General features: G+C 37.4%; 29 protein-coding genes and 1 pseudogene. All 30 read left to right on the plus strand.

What is annotated here, in order from left to right; genetic code table 11:
* Window positions 1–51 precede the first annotated feature (51 nt).
* Window positions 52–693: a hypothetical protein gene (locus JNUCC31_RS27935; RefSeq protein WP_192266548.1), complete on the plus strand. Its 642-nt coding sequence runs from the start codon at window positions 52–54 to the stop codon at window positions 691–693.
* Window positions 694–1,275: 582 nt separating this feature from the next.
* Window positions 1,276–1,743, plus strand: a complete 468-nt coding sequence (locus JNUCC31_RS27940; RefSeq protein ID WP_192266550.1) for a hypothetical protein — start codon at window positions 1,276–1,278, stop codon at window positions 1,741–1,743.
* Between the two features lie 65 nt (window positions 1,744–1,808).
* Window positions 1,809–2,111, plus strand: a complete 303-nt coding sequence (locus tag JNUCC31_RS27945; RefSeq protein WP_192266551.1) for a hypothetical protein — start codon at window positions 1,809–1,811, stop codon at window positions 2,109–2,111.
* Window positions 2,108–2,302, plus strand: a complete 195-nt coding sequence (locus JNUCC31_RS27950; RefSeq protein WP_079413157.1) for a transcription initiation factor TFIIIB — start codon at window positions 2,108–2,110, stop codon at window positions 2,300–2,302. The genes JNUCC31_RS27945 and JNUCC31_RS27950 overlap by 4 nt, the downstream gene beginning before the upstream one ends.
* Before the next feature lie 203 nt (window positions 2,303–2,505).
* Window positions 2,506–3,069, plus strand: a complete 564-nt coding sequence (locus tag JNUCC31_RS27955; protein ID WP_192266553.1) for a phosphotransferase family protein — start codon at window positions 2,506–2,508, stop codon at window positions 3,067–3,069.
* A gap of 382 nt (window positions 3,070–3,451) precedes the next feature.
* Window positions 3,452–3,577: pseudogene (locus JNUCC31_RS33595) on the plus strand (GNAT family N-acetyltransferase); the annotation flags it as partial.
* A gap of 202 nt (window positions 3,578–3,779) precedes the next feature.
* A complete protein-coding gene (locus tag JNUCC31_RS27965; protein ID WP_228469277.1) occupies window positions 3,780–4,865 on the plus strand; it encodes a CHAP domain-containing protein in 1,086 nt (361 codons plus the stop codon).
* A gap of 63 nt (window positions 4,866–4,928) precedes the next feature.
* Window positions 4,929–5,501 (plus strand): hypothetical protein, encoded by a 573-nt coding sequence (locus JNUCC31_RS27970; protein WP_192266556.1) that lies wholly within the window; start codon window positions 4,929–4,931, stop codon window positions 5,499–5,501.
* Between the two features lie 125 nt (window positions 5,502–5,626).
* Window positions 5,627–6,622 (plus strand): serine hydrolase domain-containing protein, encoded by a 996-nt coding sequence (locus JNUCC31_RS27975; protein WP_192266557.1) that lies wholly within the window; start codon window positions 5,627–5,629, stop codon window positions 6,620–6,622.
* A gap of 209 nt (window positions 6,623–6,831) precedes the next feature.
* On the plus strand, window positions 6,832–7,362 hold the full coding sequence (locus JNUCC31_RS27980; protein WP_192266559.1) for a GNAT family N-acetyltransferase: 531 nt from the start codon (window positions 6,832–6,834) through the stop codon (window positions 7,360–7,362).
* Window positions 7,363–7,411: 49 nt separating this feature from the next.
* On the plus strand, window positions 7,412–7,915 hold the full coding sequence (locus JNUCC31_RS27985) for a GNAT family N-acetyltransferase (RefSeq protein ID WP_192266560.1): 504 nt from the start codon (window positions 7,412–7,414) through the stop codon (window positions 7,913–7,915).
* A gap of 37 nt (window positions 7,916–7,952) precedes the next feature.
* Window positions 7,953–8,375 carry an NUDIX hydrolase gene (locus JNUCC31_RS27990; protein ID WP_192266562.1) on the plus strand — a complete coding sequence of 141 codons (423 nt, stop codon included), beginning with the start codon at window positions 7,953–7,955 and terminating at the stop codon, window positions 8,373–8,375.
* 311 nt (window positions 8,376–8,686) lie between these two features.
* Entirely contained in the window at window positions 8,687–8,914 is a 228-nt protein-coding gene (locus JNUCC31_RS27995) for a hypothetical protein (protein WP_192266564.1), read from the plus strand.
* Window positions 8,915–8,959: 45 nt separating this feature from the next.
* Window positions 8,960–9,433 carry a GNAT family N-acetyltransferase gene (locus tag JNUCC31_RS28000; protein ID WP_192266566.1) on the plus strand — a complete coding sequence of 158 codons (474 nt, stop codon included), beginning with the start codon at window positions 8,960–8,962 and terminating at the stop codon, window positions 9,431–9,433.
* A gap of 49 nt (window positions 9,434–9,482) precedes the next feature.
* Window positions 9,483–10,262 carry a class I SAM-dependent methyltransferase gene (locus JNUCC31_RS28005; protein WP_192266567.1) on the plus strand — a complete coding sequence of 260 codons (780 nt, stop codon included), beginning with the start codon at window positions 9,483–9,485 and terminating at the stop codon, window positions 10,260–10,262.
* A gap of 71 nt (window positions 10,263–10,333) precedes the next feature.
* Window positions 10,334–10,819 (plus strand): NUDIX hydrolase, encoded by a 486-nt coding sequence (locus JNUCC31_RS28010; protein WP_192266569.1) that lies wholly within the window; start codon window positions 10,334–10,336, stop codon window positions 10,817–10,819.
* A gap of 15 nt (window positions 10,820–10,834) precedes the next feature.
* Complete coding sequence (locus tag JNUCC31_RS28015; RefSeq protein ID WP_192266571.1) at window positions 10,835–11,257, plus strand: GNAT family N-acetyltransferase; 423 nt, start codon at window positions 10,835–10,837, stop codon at window positions 11,255–11,257.
* A gap of 32 nt (window positions 11,258–11,289) precedes the next feature.
* Window positions 11,290–11,487, plus strand: coding sequence for a hypothetical protein (locus JNUCC31_RS33600; protein ID WP_228469278.1), 198 nt, complete (start codon window positions 11,290–11,292; stop codon window positions 11,485–11,487).
* 15 nt (window positions 11,488–11,502) lie between these two features.
* The gene (locus JNUCC31_RS28020; RefSeq protein ID WP_192266573.1) at window positions 11,503–11,925 is read left to right on the plus strand and encodes a DUF1801 domain-containing protein; all 423 of its coding nucleotides are present in this window, start codon (window positions 11,503–11,505) and stop codon (window positions 11,923–11,925) included.
* Window positions 11,926–11,957: 32 nt separating this feature from the next.
* Window positions 11,958–12,389 (plus strand): GNAT family N-acetyltransferase, encoded by a 432-nt coding sequence (locus JNUCC31_RS28025; protein WP_192266575.1) that lies wholly within the window; start codon window positions 11,958–11,960, stop codon window positions 12,387–12,389.
* A gap of 231 nt (window positions 12,390–12,620) precedes the next feature.
* Window positions 12,621–13,022 (plus strand): NUDIX hydrolase, encoded by a 402-nt coding sequence (locus tag JNUCC31_RS28030; RefSeq protein ID WP_192266577.1) that lies wholly within the window; start codon window positions 12,621–12,623, stop codon window positions 13,020–13,022.
* A 163-nt stretch (window positions 13,023–13,185) separates the two neighbouring features.
* On the plus strand, window positions 13,186–13,740 hold the full coding sequence (locus JNUCC31_RS28035; protein WP_192266579.1) for a GNAT family N-acetyltransferase: 555 nt from the start codon (window positions 13,186–13,188) through the stop codon (window positions 13,738–13,740).
* Window positions 13,741–13,769: 29 nt separating this feature from the next.
* Window positions 13,770–14,642, plus strand: coding sequence for a hypothetical protein (locus JNUCC31_RS28040; protein ID WP_192266582.1), 873 nt, complete (start codon window positions 13,770–13,772; stop codon window positions 14,640–14,642).
* Window positions 14,643–14,698: 56 nt separating this feature from the next.
* Window positions 14,699–15,505, plus strand: a complete 807-nt coding sequence (locus JNUCC31_RS28045) for a GNAT family N-acetyltransferase (protein ID WP_192266584.1) — start codon at window positions 14,699–14,701, stop codon at window positions 15,503–15,505.
* Window positions 15,506–15,532: 27 nt separating this feature from the next.
* Window positions 15,533–15,811 (plus strand): hypothetical protein, encoded by a 279-nt coding sequence (locus tag JNUCC31_RS28050; RefSeq protein ID WP_192266586.1) that lies wholly within the window; start codon window positions 15,533–15,535, stop codon window positions 15,809–15,811.
* 542 nt (window positions 15,812–16,353) lie between these two features.
* Entirely contained in the window at window positions 16,354–17,418 is a 1,065-nt protein-coding gene (locus JNUCC31_RS28055; protein WP_192266588.1) for a polysaccharide deacetylase family protein, read from the plus strand.
* Between the two features lie 226 nt (window positions 17,419–17,644).
* On the plus strand, window positions 17,645–18,442 hold the full coding sequence (locus tag JNUCC31_RS28060) for a phosphotransferase (protein ID WP_192266591.1): 798 nt from the start codon (window positions 17,645–17,647) through the stop codon (window positions 18,440–18,442).
* 29 nt (window positions 18,443–18,471) lie between these two features.
* Window positions 18,472–18,933 (plus strand): GNAT family N-acetyltransferase, encoded by a 462-nt coding sequence (locus JNUCC31_RS28065; RefSeq protein WP_192273384.1) that lies wholly within the window; start codon window positions 18,472–18,474, stop codon window positions 18,931–18,933.
* Between the two features lie 21 nt (window positions 18,934–18,954).
* Window positions 18,955–19,323, plus strand: a complete 369-nt coding sequence (locus JNUCC31_RS28070; protein ID WP_192266593.1) for an NIPSNAP family protein — start codon at window positions 18,955–18,957, stop codon at window positions 19,321–19,323.
* A 74-nt stretch (window positions 19,324–19,397) separates the two neighbouring features.
* Window positions 19,398–20,057 carry a DUF4367 domain-containing protein gene (locus JNUCC31_RS28075; protein ID WP_192266595.1) on the plus strand — a complete coding sequence of 220 codons (660 nt, stop codon included), beginning with the start codon at window positions 19,398–19,400 and terminating at the stop codon, window positions 20,055–20,057.
* Window positions 20,058–20,234: the final 177 nt, after the last annotated feature.

Below are 20,234 nucleotides of genomic sequence, written 5' to 3' on the forward strand. Positions count from 1 at the left end.
CCGATAAGAATCCGTAACCTCCCTCAATATTAAAAATTGAGGAGGATTAAAATGAGAATAAATTACAATTATTTAAAAGAACAATTAAAGCATGTGTATTGGTTAAATGGTGGTTGTTGCGCGGGGAAGACAACGATGACAAAGAAATTTGTAGCAGAGTTAGGATTTCAAACGTTGAGCGACGATATCTTGAAGTATAGACCCTTCACTAGTCCAACTGAATATCCTGCTCTTCAATATCCTCATCCCGGTTTAGACTGGGAGGAGTGGTTTAATAGGCCTACTGATGTGCAATTTCGGTGGCTTTGTGAAATCGTTGTAGAGATGATGGAATTTTTCGCTATTGATTTATTGAAAATGCCAACGGATAGACCAATTATTATAGATTTAGGAATAATGCCTCAACACATCCTACCCTTTATTCCTAAAGAAAGAATAATGTGTCTTTATACATCTGATGAAGAAATAGAAAGACTATATTACTTTAGAGAAGACCATAAGATGATTTTGGATGTTATTAAGCTTACATCAAAACCAGCAGAAACGATTAAACATGGCAACAAAACTATGGTGAAATTCTCCCATGAAATTAGAAATGCTTGCGTTAATAATTGTATCAAAACACTTGAAAGAACACCTAACATGAGTATCGAAGAACAATTCAGATTAGTTCGTGAGCATTTCGAATTATGATATGAGCATCCTTTGTTAATTTCATATGTCATACGGGGCAGGCTACCTATATAGGTAGCCTGTTTAAATAACGAGACATGATAGTTTGGTTATAGTGAAATATAAAACTGATGTGGCCGACGTCCCGTCTGTATACGATAGTGAGTTGATCAAGTAGATAAAAATATTTTTACATAATGTAAAACTTAAGATATATAAGGAGCAGCAAATGAAAAAATGTTTTCTGTTTATATTATTCATATGTCGCGAGACATGAATATAGTTCCATACAAAGTCGCTATATTAGCGGTTTTTTGTTTTATTTCGAATTAGGTAATTATCTAAATAGAATCATGATGGAGACCTTGTGGCGAGAAAAGTACATGAATTTAAGAATTCGCATGAATAACGATTTTTTTTGTATCAGGAATTAGTTTTTTTCGATCAAAGGTAAGGACTAGTTCATCGTTGAAACGTTTAAGAACTTGGTACCAGTGTTGATAAGAATCTTTATCTATTTCATTAAGCTAACGGGCAGATTAACTCAATCAAGCATGTTAAAATGGAGTTACATATTTAAAGTAAAAGTAAAGGAAATGACTAATGAATAAAAAAGCTTTGCTTGCTTGGGAAAGTCAACATAATGCAATAAAACGAACTGTAGATGGCTTTTGGGAGTGCTTTAGAAAATGGCGTGAAGAAGAGAAAGACGATTATCACAACACATTTCAAGGTAAGCTGTATGAAGAATATTTAAGTGTTCAAGAACGCTCTATTTATCTTAAGTATTCTTTCAATGTCGCAGAAGCAGTTATATTTTGTTCAGTCGATATATTTTATTTGGAAGAAGATATAGGTAGTTATGACATTGAATTTAATTTAGATGGCGAGATTACTGATGACTGTTTGGATTTTAGCGATACTTTGTTAAAGGGTACAATCTCAAAAATTAAATATAATTTAAAAATTGCCCGTAACGCCCTAAAAGAGGGAATTGATATAGGAACAATTTCCAAAATTACTGGAATTGATGTGAAGTATGTACAGATTTTAAAGGAGAAATATTGTTGAATGTCGGGGGACAAGACATAGTCCCATTATATGCTTAGCAGGCTGCTATAAGTTAATTTTCTATTTTGAAGAAGGAAGGGGATGACCTTGCAGGAGTACTACCTGACGCCTATAGAAATAGTAGCGATCCGTTGGCTTGTAGCACATTTCTTAAGGTAGTTCCTTTGTTTCATGACAGTCTAATTGAAATGGGGATTAAAGAAAGTGTGACTCATATTACTGGTGATATAGTTTCAGATGATACGATTTCACACGATGATCTAATAGCCGTTTACAAAAAAATGGGCTTTACAGTTGATAATGGAAAGTTACATAAGGACTATATAGAAGTAATGAAAAGATTAATTTCAGAAGGAGGTTCGAGATGAGAAACGAAGAATGTTGTCCTGAATGTGGAGGAACAAAATTTGGGGAGGGCAAGTCGCACGGCGAAGCTAGGGTATATCCTATGAAAAAGATGCTAACATTAGGATCAGATGTTACTCATGTAATTTGTATAACGTGTGGATTTATTTTAAAAAGTTTTGTTAAAGAGCCACATAAATTTGAGGATAAATAAAATGGATATCAACATTTATGAATGCATGGATACTGTGAACACATAATATATTTTCGAAAGCAGATGTTTTCCATTTGAACTGATGTCGAAGGACAGGAATATACTCCCACCATAACTTAGATGTACAAGATCCTTCTTAAGCCTCTCGGATTCGTGAATGTAGGGAACGCTCTCTAAAAGTGAATAATTGTGAGAAAGGATGAATGCATGAATATTCAGGACCTCCCAATTCAAATAATAGAACAAATCGGAAAAGTCCAATTGATGGAATAAGTTTAAGAGAATTTCTATCTAAAGAGCCCGATCTCAAAGATAAAGAAAAAGCTATTTTTAACTTTGGACGTTGTTTGAAGAAAATACATGAATGTTCTTGCCCTATTGAATTATTAAAAAATGATCATCCTTGGTTAGATACAATGCTTGATAAAGCAGAATATAATCTAACTCACTTTGCTGTAGACGGATCAGAAGAACGACTTAAAGGGCTGAAAGAAGTAAGACCCAGACCAATAGATAACACTTTGATTCATGGCGATTTTACTATAGATAATGTATTAGTTAATGAATGCAATATAGTTGGAGTTATTGACTGGTCAGGAGCTGCGTACGGGGATCCAAGATATGATGTAGCATTGGCCATTAGACCAAAATATAATGCTTTTGATAATGAAAGAGATAAAGAAATATTTTTTAACGCATACGGCAAGTTACGAATAACGGATGAAGAATATGACTATTTTGAAGACGGAATATATAGCTTCTTTTAGTATCGCTTCGGAGTGTGCTTCATCAGATAGCACTATATTTACTTTCATACTGACTAACCGCATCGAGGCTAGGCAGCTACCCCTTAAGTCGGTGGTGAGTTCATGAATACAGAATCGTTATAAGACCACACATATTAGGAGGTCAACCATGTTAGATCATAAAGAAATCTTACCGATTATTAGAAGGTTTGAAGAGAATGAATTAACTTATTCACTTGGTGGAAGTGGATTGTTATATTATTTGAATTTATCAAATACAGTGAATGATTGGGATCTCATAGTTGATTGTCCAAAAGATATGCTGCTTAAAGTTATAGATGGATATGATTGGATAGAACAAGATAGTGGTGACTACCCTTTTGCAAGTGAATACAGGATACATAAAATTGAGATAGGTGCAGCTACAAATAATTTAAAGAGCCGTGCAATTCCTGAGAAATTAGGGTTTAAACGTGAAGGTGAACTACGAGATTACGAATTTATCAATGGAAGGTTTCTAGACGAATAATCTATGGATTGAAAGCTAATGAATGGAGAACGGAATAATACTTTTTATAAAAAACATATGACATCATCTGAGATTAAATTCTTACAAGGTCTAAGCGCCCTTGTCGTTCAATGTATAATCTGGGAAGTTGACTCTGACGACACGTGAGCCGACCTAAGATAGTAGCTATCTAAACCTAATTTTAGGGATAGGAGGCGAAAGTTTGATTTCTGAGAAAAAGTCTAAACGGGTTGAATCTGTTCGTGCTCTTGTTCTTGAAATGCTACTTGCTACAGAGAATAGCACCAAGAAAGTGGAAGCATTGGTTAATCTTTTCGGGGTTTCCAGCTTCGCTTCTTTACTTGCCATACGAAGAGAACAAAGTTCGGAAATTGCTGCGATCGCAGGGTTGCTCCATAATTTTTATTTCTATAAGACTGGATTGAAATACTTCCCTGGTCCTAACAGTGCAGATACGGTAAGACCGATTTTGCACAGCACCCAAATCTTTACCGACGAAGAGTTATCGCTCATTCTTCGATCCATCTTTTATCAAGACGATGTACATCAAGTCCATGGACCGTATGAAGAAATTATTAAAGACGCGATACTTATACAGATGTATGTTCTGCATCCAGGGGATCATTTTAATAAAGATGAGATAAATAGACTACAAAAAGGTTTTGTTGAATTAGGGATTCCATTTAAACAGGTAGAGGCGAACTGCAAGGATAGTCTCGATAAGATAAATAAAAGAACTGAAGATAGACGTCTCAAGTTAGCTGATTTTGCGGAAGCGCTTGCAGGTCAAGGAATCTTAGGAATTCCAGAAAATGAACACTATCGGGAAATATGCAAGTATTGGCCGGACTCGGATATCTATAAAGTACTGGAAGCAAATTGGTGTGCCGCATTCGTCTATCATTGCTGCATGCAGGCTGGCATCATACTCCCTATACGATACCCGAATCACAGTTATCGATTAGCTGGGGTTGGCGCGTGGTTGGAATGGGCTCAGCTACCTGAAACGAATTTTTTATATCAGGATGGATATCATGGTCTTATACCAAAGCGTGGTGATATTGTCATTTTTGAAAAGCTTCTATCTGATAATTCTCATGATCATATTGGAATTGTTTTGGCATGCGAGGGGAACCAATTATTGGTTGCAGAAGGTAACAAAGACAATAAAAACTTCTCCAGCGTTTGTTACAGGGATAGAGGACATTGTATTTACGGATATATACGTATAGATGACAGTTATCAATTTCATTTTGATGGGGAATACAAACCAATCGTGTCTAATTAATATCAATGAAAATAGCAATAAAAGTTATATTAGCTTAAACGTTGTTTGAAAGGAGTGAATTAAATGTATAATTCTTGGACCATTTGTATTTCAGGAGAATATAACTTGAATTTTCTTATGTTTGTGGCTAGTGCACATGGACTATTAACAGATGAATTCGAAGAAGGTGTCTGGCCAAGTAGCCAATTTTTAAATATTGAGCAAAGTAATGAACAACTTAAAGAGCAATGGAAAGAGCTATGGAGTCAATGCATCTATAAAAAAGGGGAGCAGAAAAGGGGGAATCACCAATCTTTAATTATAGATCCTCCTGATTTTTCAATGATTAAAGAAGAAGACTTAAAGGCCGTGCTGATTAATATGTGGCCGTCATTTATTAAATGGTGGAACATGCCTGCTGGCGGTCAAATGGCAATGCCTTACTGGGAATCAAGTCCAGATCTTTTAGCTTTTGTGCAGGAATTCGAAAGTCAAGTCGGAAGAAAAATTAAGCCATTTAGGTTAGATATCGATCTAGTATATACAGGCTTAAGAGAACCTATTGAAGTAAATGAACAATTTATAATCATGCCAATTAAACCTGAGTATTTATTGAAGAAGGATTGGTGGATCAAGAGATTTAAGGAGTATTATTGAGTTTTTCCATTTCGAGTAAGAGGAGAACGTCGTATAACAATCTCATGCTGCGGAGCGGTGAGAGTCCGAGAATATGAGAACGTTATCTTAAATAAATAAAAATAGTGAAGAAGGTGTACTTTCCATTGCTTAACCTTAAAATATCAAAAAATAAATCATTCATTGAACTGAATGATTATGTCTCGCACGTAAAGAATATAATATCTGCTACCGCTGCTGCGACCTACATTATTCATCATGATCGTATCGTGAATGAATGGTATTCAGGAGTACATGACAATTCTAAAGATAGTCGATTAGTTGATAAGGAATCACAGTTTAATATTGCTTCAGTTCGAAAGACATTTTTAGGGTTTGCTATTAGTTTTGCATTACATGAGGGTAAGGTCAGAAGCATAGATGATCTTGTTGTGGACTACTTGAATGATTTAGATAGGGAGGCATTAAGCTATATAACAATACGACATTTGTTAACCCACACTCATGGTTTAGATGATCTGCATAATAGATTGTTTCTTCAGGGGACTGACTGGAAGTACAACAATATTGGTGTTAATCTGCTCATTGAGATTATTCGAAAACTATATAAGATGCCTTTGTCACACTTACTCGAAGAGCGTGTATTCTCGCCTATGGGTTTTAGCCAAACTGGATGGAGAAAGGAATATAATGAAAAATTAGTATGGCTTAATGAACAATATAAAGATGATCAAGGCAATCAAGCCAACTTATTTATGAGCACAAAGGAACTGGCATATTGGGGTTATTTGCATTTGAACAGGGGAGCCGTAAACGGGAAGCAGATACTTCCTAAAGAAATATTTGAGCAAACAACCACTATTATTAGTCCTCCTGATCTGGAACAACAATTGCCGAGAAACGGTTTTTTTTGGTTTGTGCAAGATGAACCGCGGTCCTTTACAGAATTAGGTGATAAGCTACCATACGGTTCTTTTCAGTCTCTGGGTGCCACTGGATGTGCCTGTCTTGTCATTCCTGAGTGTAAAACTGTAGCGGTAAGAATGTATAATCAGACCAGGCAAAATCCATTAGGATACGATTATCTTGAGGATATCAAAACATTTGGGTACTTGGTCTGTAAGTACTTAGAAGATCTATAAACCGTGAACTTGGCTTAAATGATGTTAGTTATTAAGTAGTTTCATCCGCACCGACTAATCGTATCGTGGATTGGCATCCGGGGAAATTAAGTGATAATGATAAATTTCTACTGAATGGGAATATATGTTCTGGTACAATTGGACTGAGAATAGTAAATCTCGTTTATCTAAATTTGATCAGGAATAAAAACAGTGGGGTGAGTGACAAGATGGAACAAAGGAATGCGCCAGAGGTAAGAATTGAACTTTGGGACGAAGGAGATCTAGGTTTGCTTCGCCAATTAAATTCGCCTGAGATGACAGTACACTTCGGAGGATCAGAGACTGAGGAGAAAATCCTAGCTCGTCATAAGCGCTATTATGAAATCGCTCAAAATGGAACAGGGAAAATGTTTAAGATCCTCTTGCTTCCGCATCTTGAAGTCGTTGGTAGTGTAGGATATTGGAATCAGACTTGGAAAGAAGAATCTGTTTACGAAATAGGGTGGAGTGTTTTGCCGGAATTTCAAGGTAGAGGAATAGCGACAGAAGCAACAGCGAAGGCCCTAGCTTCTATCCATTCTAAAAAGAAGAAACATAAATTTATTCACGCTTTTCCTAAAACCAATAATCCCGCTTCGAATGCCATTTGCCGCAAGCTGGGCTTTTCGTATATTGGTGAGTGTGATTTTGAATACCCGGTTGGGACTATCATAAGATGTAATGACTGGAGGTTGTCAGTTGGGGGAGAAGGACGTTAAGCGAAACCGCTGAAGAGCAAATAAAATATAACGAAAGAAGGATGACCAGATGATTACAATTCGATTTGTTTCAAATGGGGATATCCCACATATTCAAGCTATAGCTCATGAAACATGGAATTATACTTATAAAGACATATACTCTGAAGCTTACATTCAAAATTTTCTAAGTAGAGCATATTCAACTGAGAATTTATGTCGAACTGTCGAGAAAGACCTTCAAAGTGCTAAACGGAGTTTTTTAATCGCTGAATTTAATGACGAAGTCGTTGGATATGCTCAAACAAGACAAGTGAAAGAAGAAGAATACGAATTACTAAGAATCTATATTCGACCTGAATATCACAAAATGGGAATAGGTAAAGAATTCATTCGGAAATTCACTCAAGTTTTAAAGCGAATAAATAAACTGTTTGCTTGGGTAGGAAAAGAGAATCAAATAGGAAGGGCATTTTATGAGAAGAGTGGATTTAAAGAAGTAGAAGAAAAAATTGAAACAATAGAAGGTCATAGTAAAACGCAAGTTAAATATGAATTGGAAATCTATATGTGAATGATATGCAGCTCAAATTCAGAAAGGAGAAAGGACAATGAAACGAGTCGACGTAACATACGCTCTAATTACAGACGAATCAAAATCGAAAGTCCTAATGGTCAAAAATGTAGGCCGTTCGAGTTGGTCTTTACCAGGAGGAGCAGTAGAACCAGATGAATCATTAGAGCAAGCGGCTATCCGAGAAGCAAAAGAAGAAACCGGATTTGATGTTAAAATCTATGGCATCGTAGCTATAAATGAATGTAAATTTGAAAATTTAAATGAACATGCAATTTTTATAGTCTTCAGGGCTGAAATTATCGGAGGTACTGAAGAAATTGTAAGACCTGATGAAATCTCCGAAATTGCTTGGAAGGATATAGAGGAGGCAGATCAATTAATGCCCTTTTATAAAGGGGGGATAAGGAACTTACTTATCGGTAATGAAATAACATATTTAAATCAAGGAACCAAGTGACATGTAAAAGGGAAGTGAATTGGGGGTGTCGTATATTACATATAATGTTACATGAGATGGGGGAAATACTATTATTAAAAAATGAAAACGCTCATTATCACAATAGTACTTCTTCTTGTAGCATATTATTCTTATCAATATCTCAATCAAGAAAATGAACAGCTAAATAAAGAAGAGATTTCAATTGATCAGATTAAAAGTACCCAAATGACAAAGCAGTCTATTCGTACGAAACAACTCCTGACATTACATTTGTGGATATTCAATAGACACATGAACAAATTAATAAAATTGTTGGCTGGATTAATTCTGTGCCTGATTCCTCAATTATTGAACTTCAAGAGACACCTTCAAATATCAGTGCTGGAATAGCATTTCGACTTCATTCAAGAAAAGATATTACAATCCAATATGATCTTGAGAAAATTTATATTACAAGAACAGACCTATCTATTTCTATGAATCCACCTAAGCATATTGTTTCAGCGGCAGCGATTGTAATGAATGAGAATAATGAACTAGTGAAAGCAAGAGATTAAACAAACAAAATACAAATTAGCTTCAATAACGGAGGATGCTATGAAATGGAAATCTCATTATCCAAAGCAGGTTTTAAAGAAGCTTCAATCATTCACGAAATGCAAATAAAAGCATTCATGCCTCTATTAAATAAATATAAAGACTATGAAACAAGCCCAGCCAATCAAACGGTGGAACAAATAGAAGATCGAATAAATCAAAGCTATACAGATTATTACCTAATAAGAGAAGCAAATATTCCTGTGGGGGCCATTAGAATAGTAAAAAAAGAGAATCAAATCTATCGAGTAAGCCCTGTATTTATTTTACCTGATTACCAAGGGAGAGGGATTGCACAAAAAGTATTTTCAATGATTGAAGGTAGATATAGCGATGCGAAAATATGGGAGTTGGCTACAATCTTAGAAGAGCAGAGGAATTGTTACCTTTATGAAAAATTAGGATATAGACAGAAGGGAGATGCAAAACAGATTAACGACAAAATGACAATTGTGCTTTATGAAAAACGCATGACTTAGGTAAACGTTATAGGAAATAACCAAAATCATAATAAAGGGAGCATAACCAGTGGAGAGTAAAGAGACGTTTAATTGTATTGCTAGCGAATATGAAAAATATAGACCCACCTATCCAGATGAAATGTTTGACGATATTTTTAATTATTCAAATGCAGTAAAAGAAGATAAAATCCTTGAAATCGGTTGCGGAACTGGACAAGCAACAAGGGGATTAGTTAATAAAGAATATAAAAATATTACATGTATTGAATTGGGGGATAAATTAGCCCAGCTCGCTGCAGAAAAATTCAAATCCTATACATCTCTTAAAGTGATCAATACATCGTTCGAAGAGTGGGACGGTGAAGGTAGTCCATTTAAATTAGCAGTTTCGGGTACTGCATTTCATTTTATTGATCCTCAGTTTGGTTATCGCAGGGTGTGGGAGTTACTTGAGGATTCAGGTGCAATTGGTTTCTTCTGGACCATTCATGTGCCAATGTACGATGAGATCCATAATGAAATACGATCTCACTATAAAGAGATTGCACCACATTTAGACGATTCCAAATTACAAACGCCTGAAGAAACCATAAATGAAAGAAAAGCGATTACTGAGGGAACAGGTAATTTTACAAGAATAGAAGTCAAAGAATATAGCCAAATTCTTTCATACACAAGCAGCGATTATATTTCTTTGCTTAATACCAATTCAAAGCATAGGCAACTGTCTGAACCGGACAGAAACAATTTGTTAAATAGAATCAAAAATTCAATTGATAGATCAGGTGGATATATTTTTAAAGATCATAGAGTTGCTTTGTTTTTAGGAAAGAAGATGAAGTACTGAAGTGTTCATTTCAAATATGACAACGATATAAACACTAAAGAAAATTTAAACCTAATAAAGGACTGGTTTGGATGTTCTATGTTAATTCAAGAGCGATCATTGAAAGAATTAATAATGAAGCTATCGAAGTCGTTATACAAAGAAGAACAAAGACTGACTCTTCTTTTCAGTTTGAACTTCCTGGAGGTAGAATTGAACCGTTTGAATCGTTGGTCCAAGCTCTGGTAAGAGAGGTTAAAGAAGAAACTGGATTAACTATTTATGAAATAGAAGGAACTGAAACAAGAATTGATACGACTGGAATTAATCCTGAATTTGAAGTGGAGTGTCTTCGACCGTTCGCTGCTTATCAAACTATTAAGGGACCAATTGATTCCGTTGGATATTATTTTAGATGTAAGGCAAGTGGAGGTCTGTTAGAAGCTGGTGACGAAACAATAGATATTCAATGGATTGATATTAAGGAACTAAATAAATTATTTATGGAGAACCCATTAGATTTTTTCGATGTTGATCGTGCTGGAATCAAGTATTACTTGAATTATCAAGGATTTTGAGAGGAGATGGGATTGATGGATTTTATATATGGAGAATACCTCATCAGCGATAACAAAGAAATGCTGGACATCCATGTGGTAAAGGGTTTCTTATCTAGAAGCTATTGGGCCAATAAGAGATCCGATGAAAAAATTGAAAAGTCTATCCATTCATCTATATGTTTTGGGATTTATAAAGAAGAAGTTCAAGTTGGTTTTGCAAGGGTTGTCACAGATGATGCGACAATGTATTGGCTTTGTGATGTTTTTATTCATGAGGAATATAGAGGCAAAGGACTTGGTAAGAAACTAATTGAAGTAATAACACAATCGGACCGTTTTAAAGATTTAATGGGGTTACTCGGAACCTTAGATGCACATGAATTATATGAACAATATCAATTTAATAGAAATAGTGAACGCTTCATGATAAGACTTCCTGATTATTTGAGGGTGTGATGACTTTGAAGAGATCTGTTTATTTTCTTTCTTTGATCATCGGGATAGTTTTTATAGCCCTTGGAGTAGTGCCAGCTATTGTTGACTATCCCTACAGTGATGAACCAAACTCCGGGCCGGCAAGCTTTTGGGAACTGATTCTGATCCTTAGTTACGAACAATGGGTATTGTTTCTGGTTGTTGGTCTGATATTAAGTCTTTTCCTTGTGTTAAAGGTACGAAAGACATGAAGGGCGGTGTTACCAATGTACAAACTTAAAACAAAACAAACAGACAATAGTGTCATTGAATTTATTGAAAGTGTTGATAATCCTAAAAAACGTGAAGACGCGTATCAACTATTAGATATTTTTACTGAAACAACAGGATATAAAGCAAAGATGTGGGGACCGAGTATTATTGGATTCGGTGCCTATCATTATAAATATGAATCGGGTCACGAAGGCGATGCACCATTGGTAGGCTTTTCTCCCCGAAAAGCAAAAATCAGTTTGTATTTCGCGACTGGTGACATTGAGCGAGAGAATCTGTTAAAAGACTTTGGAAAACATACGACAGGAAAAGCATGTGTATACATCAATAAAGTTGCAGATATCAATCCAGATGTATTACAAGCTTTGATTAACCAATCCATCAAATTCTTGAATGAAACCTATCCAAATCATTAATTCCTTTGACTGATATTATTGGAGGTTACGCGATGAAAGAAAAGAACATTGAAATAAGATGGGCAAACGCAAATGACGCAGAGGATCTTCTAAAGCTTAATGAAGCTTTTAATGGAGTAGGTACATCCATAGAGGAAGTAAAAGATAGCCTTGCTTTATCGGATGAGCTGATTGCTCTAGCTGTTATTTGCGGGCAGGCAGTAGGATTTGCTTGTGCTCAATATTTTAAATCTCTTTGTTATCGAGGTCTCCATGGGGAAATCACTGAAATGTATATTACTGAAGTTGCCCGGAGAAGAGGATTGGCTACGTTGTTAATTGCTTTTATAGAAGATGAACTCCGCGCACGAGGTGTTACCAGTGTGAAGATTCTGACAGGCCAAAGAAATGAAATGGCAATACAGACATACGAAAAATCAAACTATGCCAGAACGGAAGAAGTACTGCTTCAAAAGAAACTATGAACCAATAAACGTCTTGCATACATGGACTCTGCCAGAAAAAACATTCTCTATCACTCACTGAAAGAATAAGGTATAGGCTAGGACTCTGGTGATTCAGTAGAGTACTCAAATGCTTATCCAATCGGGGATTAACCCAAAATGAAGCAAAGGCACAGTATGAAGCAGAATTAACATTTTCCAAAGTATTCGATGAAAAATATAAAATCTAAAACATAAAAAGGAGGAATTTGAATGAAATTTATCGTGTCTGCAAGTGTGATTGTCCTTAATGAGAACAATGAAATCTTACTTATGAAAGGACGGAGAGGCTGGGAAATGCCGCAAGGCTGTGTGGAAGAAGGCGAGACCATTAGTCAAGCAGCTATTCGAGAAGTGAAGGAAGAGACTGGCATTGGTATTGAACTTATTAAGTTTTGTGGCTTATATCAGAATACTACCCGGGGAGTATGTAACAATATATTCACTGGAAGACCGATCGGAGGAACTCTAACGACAAGTATTGAAAGTGATGAGGTTGGGTTCTTTACACTAGAACAAGCCGATGAAATGATAACCTGGGGGAATTTTAAGGAGAGGATTCACAAAGCGTTGGATGAGAGCACTCATCCCATTTTAGTTGAGTTTTCTGAATGACCTATGGGTGAAGGTACTTGGAAAATAATATCGTTGTTGTGGTTAAGGGAGTCATTGAAAATAAAGGCCGGGTATTGATATTAAAACGTTTAGCTGCAGATGAAGTTGCCGCGGGAAGATTGATTATTTAATGATCCCTTTCAATAAGATAAGGTGGGATAGTATGGTGTACGACAATACCAATAGAACGATGACAACTGAGAGGTTACTGTTAAGATTATTCACAGAAGCAGATGCTGAAACCGTTACCAGACTGTGTAATGACTACAACATATATAAGAGCACACTCACATTACCCTATCCATATACTTTAGATTGTGCTTTGTCATGGATAGAACATCATAATCAAAACTTTAACGCGGATAAATTATATGAATTTGCTATCTGTGATAGGGAAACAGGTGCTTTATACGGGGCAATCGCATTATCTAATCAACAACGTTACGATAACGGGGAGTTGTCTTATTGGGTGGGTCAGCCGTTTTGGGGAAAAGGGTATGCGACGGAAGCTGCTAAAGCCATGTTAGACTTCGCATTTAATGTGAAAAAATATCATAAGGTATATGCGCGACACTTTGCTTCTAACCCGGCATCCGGACAAGTAATACAGAAGATTGGCATGAACAAAGAAGGAGTACTGATGGATCATGTTAAGAAAGAAGACCGTTATGAGGATCTGATCTACTACGGAATAGTGAGAAATAAAGTGAAAGATTAAAGTTCAAACCGAACATGGAGGAATACATATTGAAAATTAAACCGGATGAAAAAGTTTTGTTTTCATGGATGAATTGTTATGTACCGGAAAAAGATTTGTTTTTCCTATCCAAAGAACATCTTGATTACGGAATTGACTTTACCGATGTACTATTAATGCCAAAAGAGGAGTTCTATAACCACAGCACATATAGGCAAGTGAATTATGTGAATGGTTATGAGTACTGGAATATAAAGAATGCTGATTTCGTAATTATTGCTGAAAAAGAATGGATAGAAACCATTCCTAAAGATATGAAACGATTTTTATTAAATGCACAACTGCAAATGGGAAGAGGGCTTGTTTTCCCACTTTCAGTTGTAGATGATTTGGCGGATATACCTGATAGCTATTTGATGGATGGACATGTTGTCCTTCAACGCTTCATGTGGGAAAAGCTGGACAAATCATGTAAAGCACAGATCCTTACGACAGTGGTTTACGAATGGTGGGATAAAGGGGAATGTGAGAAGCCGCCTGAATCGCTACCTGATTTTCTAAAGCCACATGCCAATTCGTTTGCCCATTCCCAAGGTGCAAATTGCCTCGCAGCAGTTTTGTTTGCAATCTCCAACGGAAAACAGGAATGGTTTATCTATGAATGGCTACATCAAAAAACATTCCTTGAGAAATTAAAACTGTATCATTACGAGGAGTTAATAACGGAGGATCTGCATCAAGGGGACGTTGTCACCTGGACAGATGAGAATGGGATCATTCAACATGCAGCGTATCACCTGGGAGAAGAACTATATTTCAATAAAGATGGGCAAACGATATTCAACCCGTGGAAGATACTCTCTAAAGAGCAATTGTATAGGGAGTGGGGGCATCTAACCATTATTAAGTATAGGCAAATGTAATGAAGTATTTGGAGTGACTTTAAATGAAATTCCCGTACTTTATTGGAGGTAAAGATATGAATACACTAATTCCATCCTTAGATTTGATTAAAGAAATTGAACTCTCGGAAATCGAGTATATGACAGATCGGATGCTTGCTATACAAGGTCGGGACAACAATCCGGAAGGCATTGAGATTCAGCAATTTGGAAATGCCATCTGTTATTACAGTAAGACCATGCCGTGGCCTGCTTTTAATACGGTGAAGGGCTTAACAAATAATGATCTGGAACTCATAGATGCCATCACCGATTTTTATAGACAGCGAGATCGAAAGGTTCAGTTCGAAGTCATTCCATCTGTGGTGGATCAGAACTTCTTGAAACGATTAACCGACTTAGGCATGTATGCATCAGGATTTCATTCATCTCTGATCATCAAACCGGAAGAAAAAAAGAATCACTCAGATCATATCCGAATTCAAGAGCTTGAAGAGGATCAATTCGAGCTATATGCAACCATCCATTGCAGAGGGACCGGTTTGTCGGATGACGGTATCCCTTATGTCGCCCAGAATAATCAAGTTCTTTATCATCGTCCAGGGTGGAAGTTTTACATTGCATATGTCGATGATATCCCAGCAGCGGTAAGTGTTCTGTTTATTAAAAATCAAAAGGCATCCTTAACCTTTGCAGCAACATTACCTGAGTTTAGGAAACAAGGTGTACATCAGCAGCTTTTGAATAGAAGAATAACGGAAGCCTTGAATAAGGAGTGTAATCTGGTGGTAGGGCAATGCTCATTTTTATCTCAAAGCCATCGGAATATGGAGCATGTTGGAATGAAGTTGGGATATATCCGAACAACGTGGTCTGAAAAATAAGAACCAGATTGGAATAGGAGGCAGCACATGAACAATACAAATAAAATCCTGGGTGCGGTTCTCATGATTAGCAGTATTTTTATTTCAACTCTAGATAGAATCTCGGTGAGAATATCCACAACCATAGTGGAAGCGGGTTATGCTTCAGGTGGGAAGGCACGTGAGTTACTACCAGCGAGTGATAATGGTTTCTCGGGTTTTCTCGTATATTTCTTATTTTTCATCGGATTTGTACTATTGATTGCTGGATTCCCAGGGAGTTCCAAAAAGGATAAAACAAATAGGTACCCACAAAATCGATCATAGGGGGACTTGTTTATCCGGAAGGATAGTTATACCTAGTCAGATCAACGAATTAGAACAGATTTTATATGGAATATAGTACCTTATATTCATAATAAGTTATTATTTTGATAGCGAAAGGTTATTTTTTGCTTGAATATTCCTGCAATCCATAAGGAATTTCTGGTGAGGAATGACCTTGCTACCTTTCTATCCGTCATGGGAACTGGCAGATAGGAGTTGATCATTTATTACGATCCACAATAAGGGCTTCCTTGAGGTATCCAGGCGGTATGAATTGCATGAATGAATAGAATAATTTGGATTAAATTCAATTTACTTTAAGTGAATATATCGTTTACACTGGATTCACCTGGAAGAAAATGCTTTCATTCTACGTAAAAGGAAAATAGCACTCATGTTCATGAAAGCGCTTTTTTAAAGGGGTGGAAAATAGAAAGAGAGGAGGCCAAATTCAAATTCCCTAGGGTAGTTGAGAGAGTTGAAGCGGCTGGGAGTGCCGCGGACAACGATACTGGCATGATATTGAAGAGGAGGTATTTATAATGTTCAAAGCAAAACTTGTAAAGGCAGTAATGTCTGTTGCGCTCTTAAGTACGTTGTTCACTATCCCGATCCTGCCTTCCGCCAACGCGGCCGATGCCAGTTGTCCAAACGGTTATGTAGGTTTGACTTTCGATGATGGTCCAAGCAACAACACAACAAACGTGCTCAATGCATTGAAGCAGGCGGGCTTGCGTGCAACGATGTTCAATGTGGGACAAAACGCGCAAAACAATCAATCTCTGGTTAGTGCGCAGGTGGCCGCGGGCATGTGGATTGGTAACCATTCCTACACGCATCCTAATATGACAACATTGAGCAGCTCCCAGATGTCTTCGGAAATCACTCGGACACAGCAGACGATCCAGTCGATTACCGGAACTTCACCGAAGCTGTTCAGACCGCCTTACGGCGCAACCAACGCAACCTTGAAATCCGTTATCAGTCAGAACGGTCTTACCGAAGTGCTGTGGAACGTGGATTCCCAGGACTGGAATGGCGCCACCACCGCCCAGATCGTAGCCGCAGTGAACAGGATGCAAAGTGGTGACGTTATTCTGATGCATGATCAATACCAGACGACACTGCAAGCGATTCCGCAGATTGCGCAAAATCTGAAGAGTCGCGGCCTTTGCTCCGGCATGATCTCTTCGAGTACGGGACGGGCGGTTGCCCCTGATGGAGGCACGACTAATCCTCCAAGTACCGGAACAAAAGTGGAAGCCGAGAATATGACCAAAGGCGGCCAGTATACCGGCAATATCAGCTCGCCATTTAACGGAGTTGTTCTGTATGCTAATAACGATTTGGTCAAATACACGCAGTATTTTGCAATCGGCACCCACAATTTTTCACTCCGCGGGGCATCAAGTAATTCCAACATGGCCAGAGTCGATTTGAAGATCGGCGGCCAGACGAAGGGAACCTTTTACTTCGGCGGAAGCAGTCCTGCGGTCTACACCCTTAACAATATCAGTCATGGGACCGGAAACCAGGAGATTCAGCTTATTGTGACAGCGGATGACGGGACATGGGATGTTTACCTCGATTATTTGGAGATAAATTAAAAACCCGAAGTGGTTATTTGAATGTTAATGAATGGTTTGAATGAAATTATGCCAATGCTTTAGAAAAAAATCCCGTCGAGGCTTATCTTGGCGGGATTTTTATGCAGGAATAGGGAGAAGGAAATCGAAAAAGTTATCCATAATGATGTTTTATTTGAAACCCTAGATATTTACTTTAAAGGCCAAGCTAGAATGGATACAGATTACCGATCAAGGAGGTGTACAATTGTCAGAACATGAGGAACTTTTGGATGGAGGCAATGTGAACAAGGTTACTAAAGTTGGAAATACAGTTCGCCGTGATGCTAAACCGAATCCGTATGTATATGAATTGCTTGTGAACCTTGAAAAGGTGGGTTATGCGCATTCCCCTAGATATTTGGGAGTAGATGAGCAGGGTAGAGAGATCCTTTCTTACCTGGATGGTGTGGTTTCGGGAAATGACTATCCTGAGATTGCAAGTTATATGTGGTCTGATGAGTCTTTAGACAAAGTAGCGAAGCTTTTAAGAAGCTATCATGATGCGACAGAGGATTTTGTTACAACTACGGTTTCTTTGAATAAATGCCCAAAGATACCTTCAAAGGAAGAAGTAATCTGTCATAATGATTTTGCATTGTATAACGTTGTATTTAAAGATCGGCTTCCTGTCGGAATCATCGATTTTGACATGGCAGGGCCAGGCCCGCGTCTATGGGATATCGTATATACGTTGTATACAGCCGTCCCGCTTGCAGGCTTTTCACCGGGTAAAGATGAAAGAGAAGTCGTTCCCTATCATAAACAGGATCATGTATCTGAGCGGAAAAGACGTATAGCGTTATTTTTTAAAGCTTATGGTATGGACGTGCCGACAGATTTGAAGGAGTGGGTGATTTCTCGAATTCAATTCATGTGTACTACACTATCTGATCGGGCGGCGTCTGGAGAAATAGCTTTTATCAAAATGATTGAAGAGGGTCATTTGGCTCATTATGAGAAGGAAGTAAGGTTCCTTGAGAAGCATTTCGACGACTGGAGTTAATTGAAATAAAAAACGAAACGAGTGATACTATTTTGATCAGATTAATACCTACTACAAGAGAGAACTGGAAAGATGCATTAAACTTACAAGTTCAAGCCAATCAAAATCATTATGTTCCATCAGTAGCCGTGTCCCTAGCGAAAGTACACATTCGTCCAGATGGAGATGAGTACAAGTATCTGCCATTTTGCATATATAATACGGAGGATATGTTAGTGGGTTTTGTCATGATCACAGTCGATGAAACAACCGCTTGGTCCTATTGGTTAAATGGTTTTATGATCGATGTAAGCTATCAAGGCAAGGGATATGGAAGAGCAACGATAGATTCGGTAATTAGCTATATTAAAGAGAACTATGTCCATAGCAAGTGTTTGAATTTAACGGTATGTGCAGAGAATGAAGTTGCCAGAAAACTTTATGAAAAAATGGGGTTTGCTGAGACCGGAGACGTATATGATGACGAAATTGTATATCGATTCGTTTTTTAATTTAACGAGAGAGGTGCAGTGATGATATATCGGAGGAAGCCCTATGTTGTAGCATCTTCATTCGTAGAAGAGTTTAATGCTTTATTTAATGATATTTTATTACCTTCACAACTCAAGTACGGAGCGAGATTGATTGGAAGATGGCATCAGCATATGGATGATGAAACCAGTGAGATCTTTGCGATGTGGGAATATGATACGTTTGAACAGTATGAAGAGATAGAACACAAGATCAAATCTGACAACGAACATATAATTCGAGTACAAGAACGTTTTGATCAAATTGGAAGAAATAGATACAAGGAAGTATTTCGAAAAGATATTAAGCAAGATTTCTTCGAATCGACCGTTGCCAGAGAGAAGACAATTTTAAAGACATTGTGTAACTAATACGGAAAAAATCGCCCCCATCTGGTATGACCAAGTTCCTTGCAAGAAACACTTTGAAAAGAGGAGTTGAAGGCATGAATATTAAAAACAAGAGTGGAGATGTAATTGGGAAAATTCAGTTTCAGACTAGTGAAGATGAGGGCATGGTACATCAAATTATTATGGATCTGAAGCCAGGTGATGGAAAAGGCATTTATATCTCTAACGCCGAGGACAACAAATTTTCTCAACAAACGAGTTATGCAGCCAGAGATTGGGAGGGAGATTTAGACGCCTTGAGAGAAAAGCTGCACCCTTGGCAACCGCGTTTTCCAACGTGCTCGGTTGTGCAAGATATTAAAGTATTTCACGGCTTCGATAACCTGTCCGACCAAGAAATAAATGAAATGATTGAAGAAAGCGAAAGGACCGGAAGCAATGTCGTGATAAGAGATTTAAAACCTAATCATGTTATTACAGGCATCAACATCACATATCAATCGGATCGGGGAGTGTTTAAGCTTCACGTTTTTGGCACTACCAAGAGCCGAATTCATGTACCGGATACGGAATCATTCAAAATCGAGAAACTGGATGTGCGCGGTCATGAGGCGTATTATATTTCGAATGCTGAGAACAGACAATTGATATGGATCGAAGAAGATGCGGGTGGTAAGGCATTGCAATATGAGATCGTAGGAAGCGATATGTCGCAAAAATGGGTACTGAATATCGCTGAATCCATGATCGAATAACAAACAAACCTGAAACGATCAAGTAGCAAGCGGATACTGTCCTTAGTTGGCATGCTAATTTCTTTAAACGATATGGGAAAAAAATGATGTGTTTATGCATGTAATCTGGAAAACATTTCTATGATGAATTTTACATAAAAGCAATGTAGAATTCATTAAATTCCACAAGTCCTTTTA

The organism is Paenibacillus sp. JNUCC-31 (genome assembly GCF_014844075.1).
In the GTDB taxonomy this organism is placed as follows: Bacteria; Bacillota; Bacilli; order Paenibacillales; family Paenibacillaceae; genus Paenibacillus.

Excerpts from the sequence above, each read along its gene's own strand:
- JNUCC31_RS27935 (WP_192266548.1), top strand. The coding sequence starts at position 52 with ATGAGAATAAATTACAATTATTTAAAAGAACAATTAAAGCATGTGTAT.
- JNUCC31_RS27940 (WP_192266550.1), top strand. The coding sequence starts at position 1,276 with ATGAATAAAAAAGCTTTGCTTGCTTGGGAAAGTCAACATAATGCAATA.
- JNUCC31_RS27950 (WP_079413157.1), top strand. The coding sequence starts at position 2,108 with ATGAGAAACGAAGAATGTTGTCCTGAATGTGGAGGAACAAAATTTGGG.
- JNUCC31_RS27955 (WP_192266553.1), top strand. The coding sequence starts at position 2,506 with ATGCATGAATATTCAGGACCTCCCAATTCAAATAATAGAACAAATCGG.
- JNUCC31_RS27970 (WP_192266556.1), top strand. The coding sequence starts at position 4,929 with ATGTATAATTCTTGGACCATTTGTATTTCAGGAGAATATAACTTGAAT.
- JNUCC31_RS27980 (WP_192266559.1), top strand. The coding sequence starts at position 6,832 with ATGGAACAAAGGAATGCGCCAGAGGTAAGAATTGAACTTTGGGACGAA.
- JNUCC31_RS27985 (WP_192266560.1), top strand. The coding sequence starts at position 7,412 with ATGATTACAATTCGATTTGTTTCAAATGGGGATATCCCACATATTCAA.
- JNUCC31_RS27990 (WP_192266562.1), top strand. The coding sequence starts at position 7,953 with ATGAAACGAGTCGACGTAACATACGCTCTAATTACAGACGAATCAAAA.
- JNUCC31_RS28000 (WP_192266566.1), top strand. The coding sequence starts at position 8,960 with ATGGAAATCTCATTATCCAAAGCAGGTTTTAAAGAAGCTTCAATCATT.
- JNUCC31_RS28010 (WP_192266569.1), top strand. The coding sequence starts at position 10,334 with ATGTTCTATGTTAATTCAAGAGCGATCATTGAAAGAATTAATAATGAA.
- JNUCC31_RS28015 (WP_192266571.1), top strand. The coding sequence starts at position 10,835 with ATGGATTTTATATATGGAGAATACCTCATCAGCGATAACAAAGAAATG.
- JNUCC31_RS28020 (WP_192266573.1), top strand. The coding sequence starts at position 11,503 with ATGTACAAACTTAAAACAAAACAAACAGACAATAGTGTCATTGAATTT.
- JNUCC31_RS28025 (WP_192266575.1), top strand. The coding sequence starts at position 11,958 with ATGAAAGAAAAGAACATTGAAATAAGATGGGCAAACGCAAATGACGCA.
- JNUCC31_RS28030 (WP_192266577.1), top strand. The coding sequence starts at position 12,621 with ATGAAATTTATCGTGTCTGCAAGTGTGATTGTCCTTAATGAGAACAAT.
- JNUCC31_RS28035 (WP_192266579.1), top strand. The coding sequence starts at position 13,186 with ATGGTGTACGACAATACCAATAGAACGATGACAACTGAGAGGTTACTG.
- JNUCC31_RS28045 (WP_192266584.1), top strand. The coding sequence starts at position 14,699 with ATGAATACACTAATTCCATCCTTAGATTTGATTAAAGAAATTGAACTC.
- JNUCC31_RS28050 (WP_192266586.1), top strand. The coding sequence starts at position 15,533 with ATGAACAATACAAATAAAATCCTGGGTGCGGTTCTCATGATTAGCAGT.
- JNUCC31_RS28055 (WP_192266588.1), top strand. The coding sequence starts at position 16,354 with ATGTTCAAAGCAAAACTTGTAAAGGCAGTAATGTCTGTTGCGCTCTTA.
- JNUCC31_RS28070 (WP_192266593.1), top strand. The coding sequence starts at position 18,955 with ATGATATATCGGAGGAAGCCCTATGTTGTAGCATCTTCATTCGTAGAA.
- JNUCC31_RS28075 (WP_192266595.1), top strand. The coding sequence starts at position 19,398 with ATGAATATTAAAAACAAGAGTGGAGATGTAATTGGGAAAATTCAGTTT.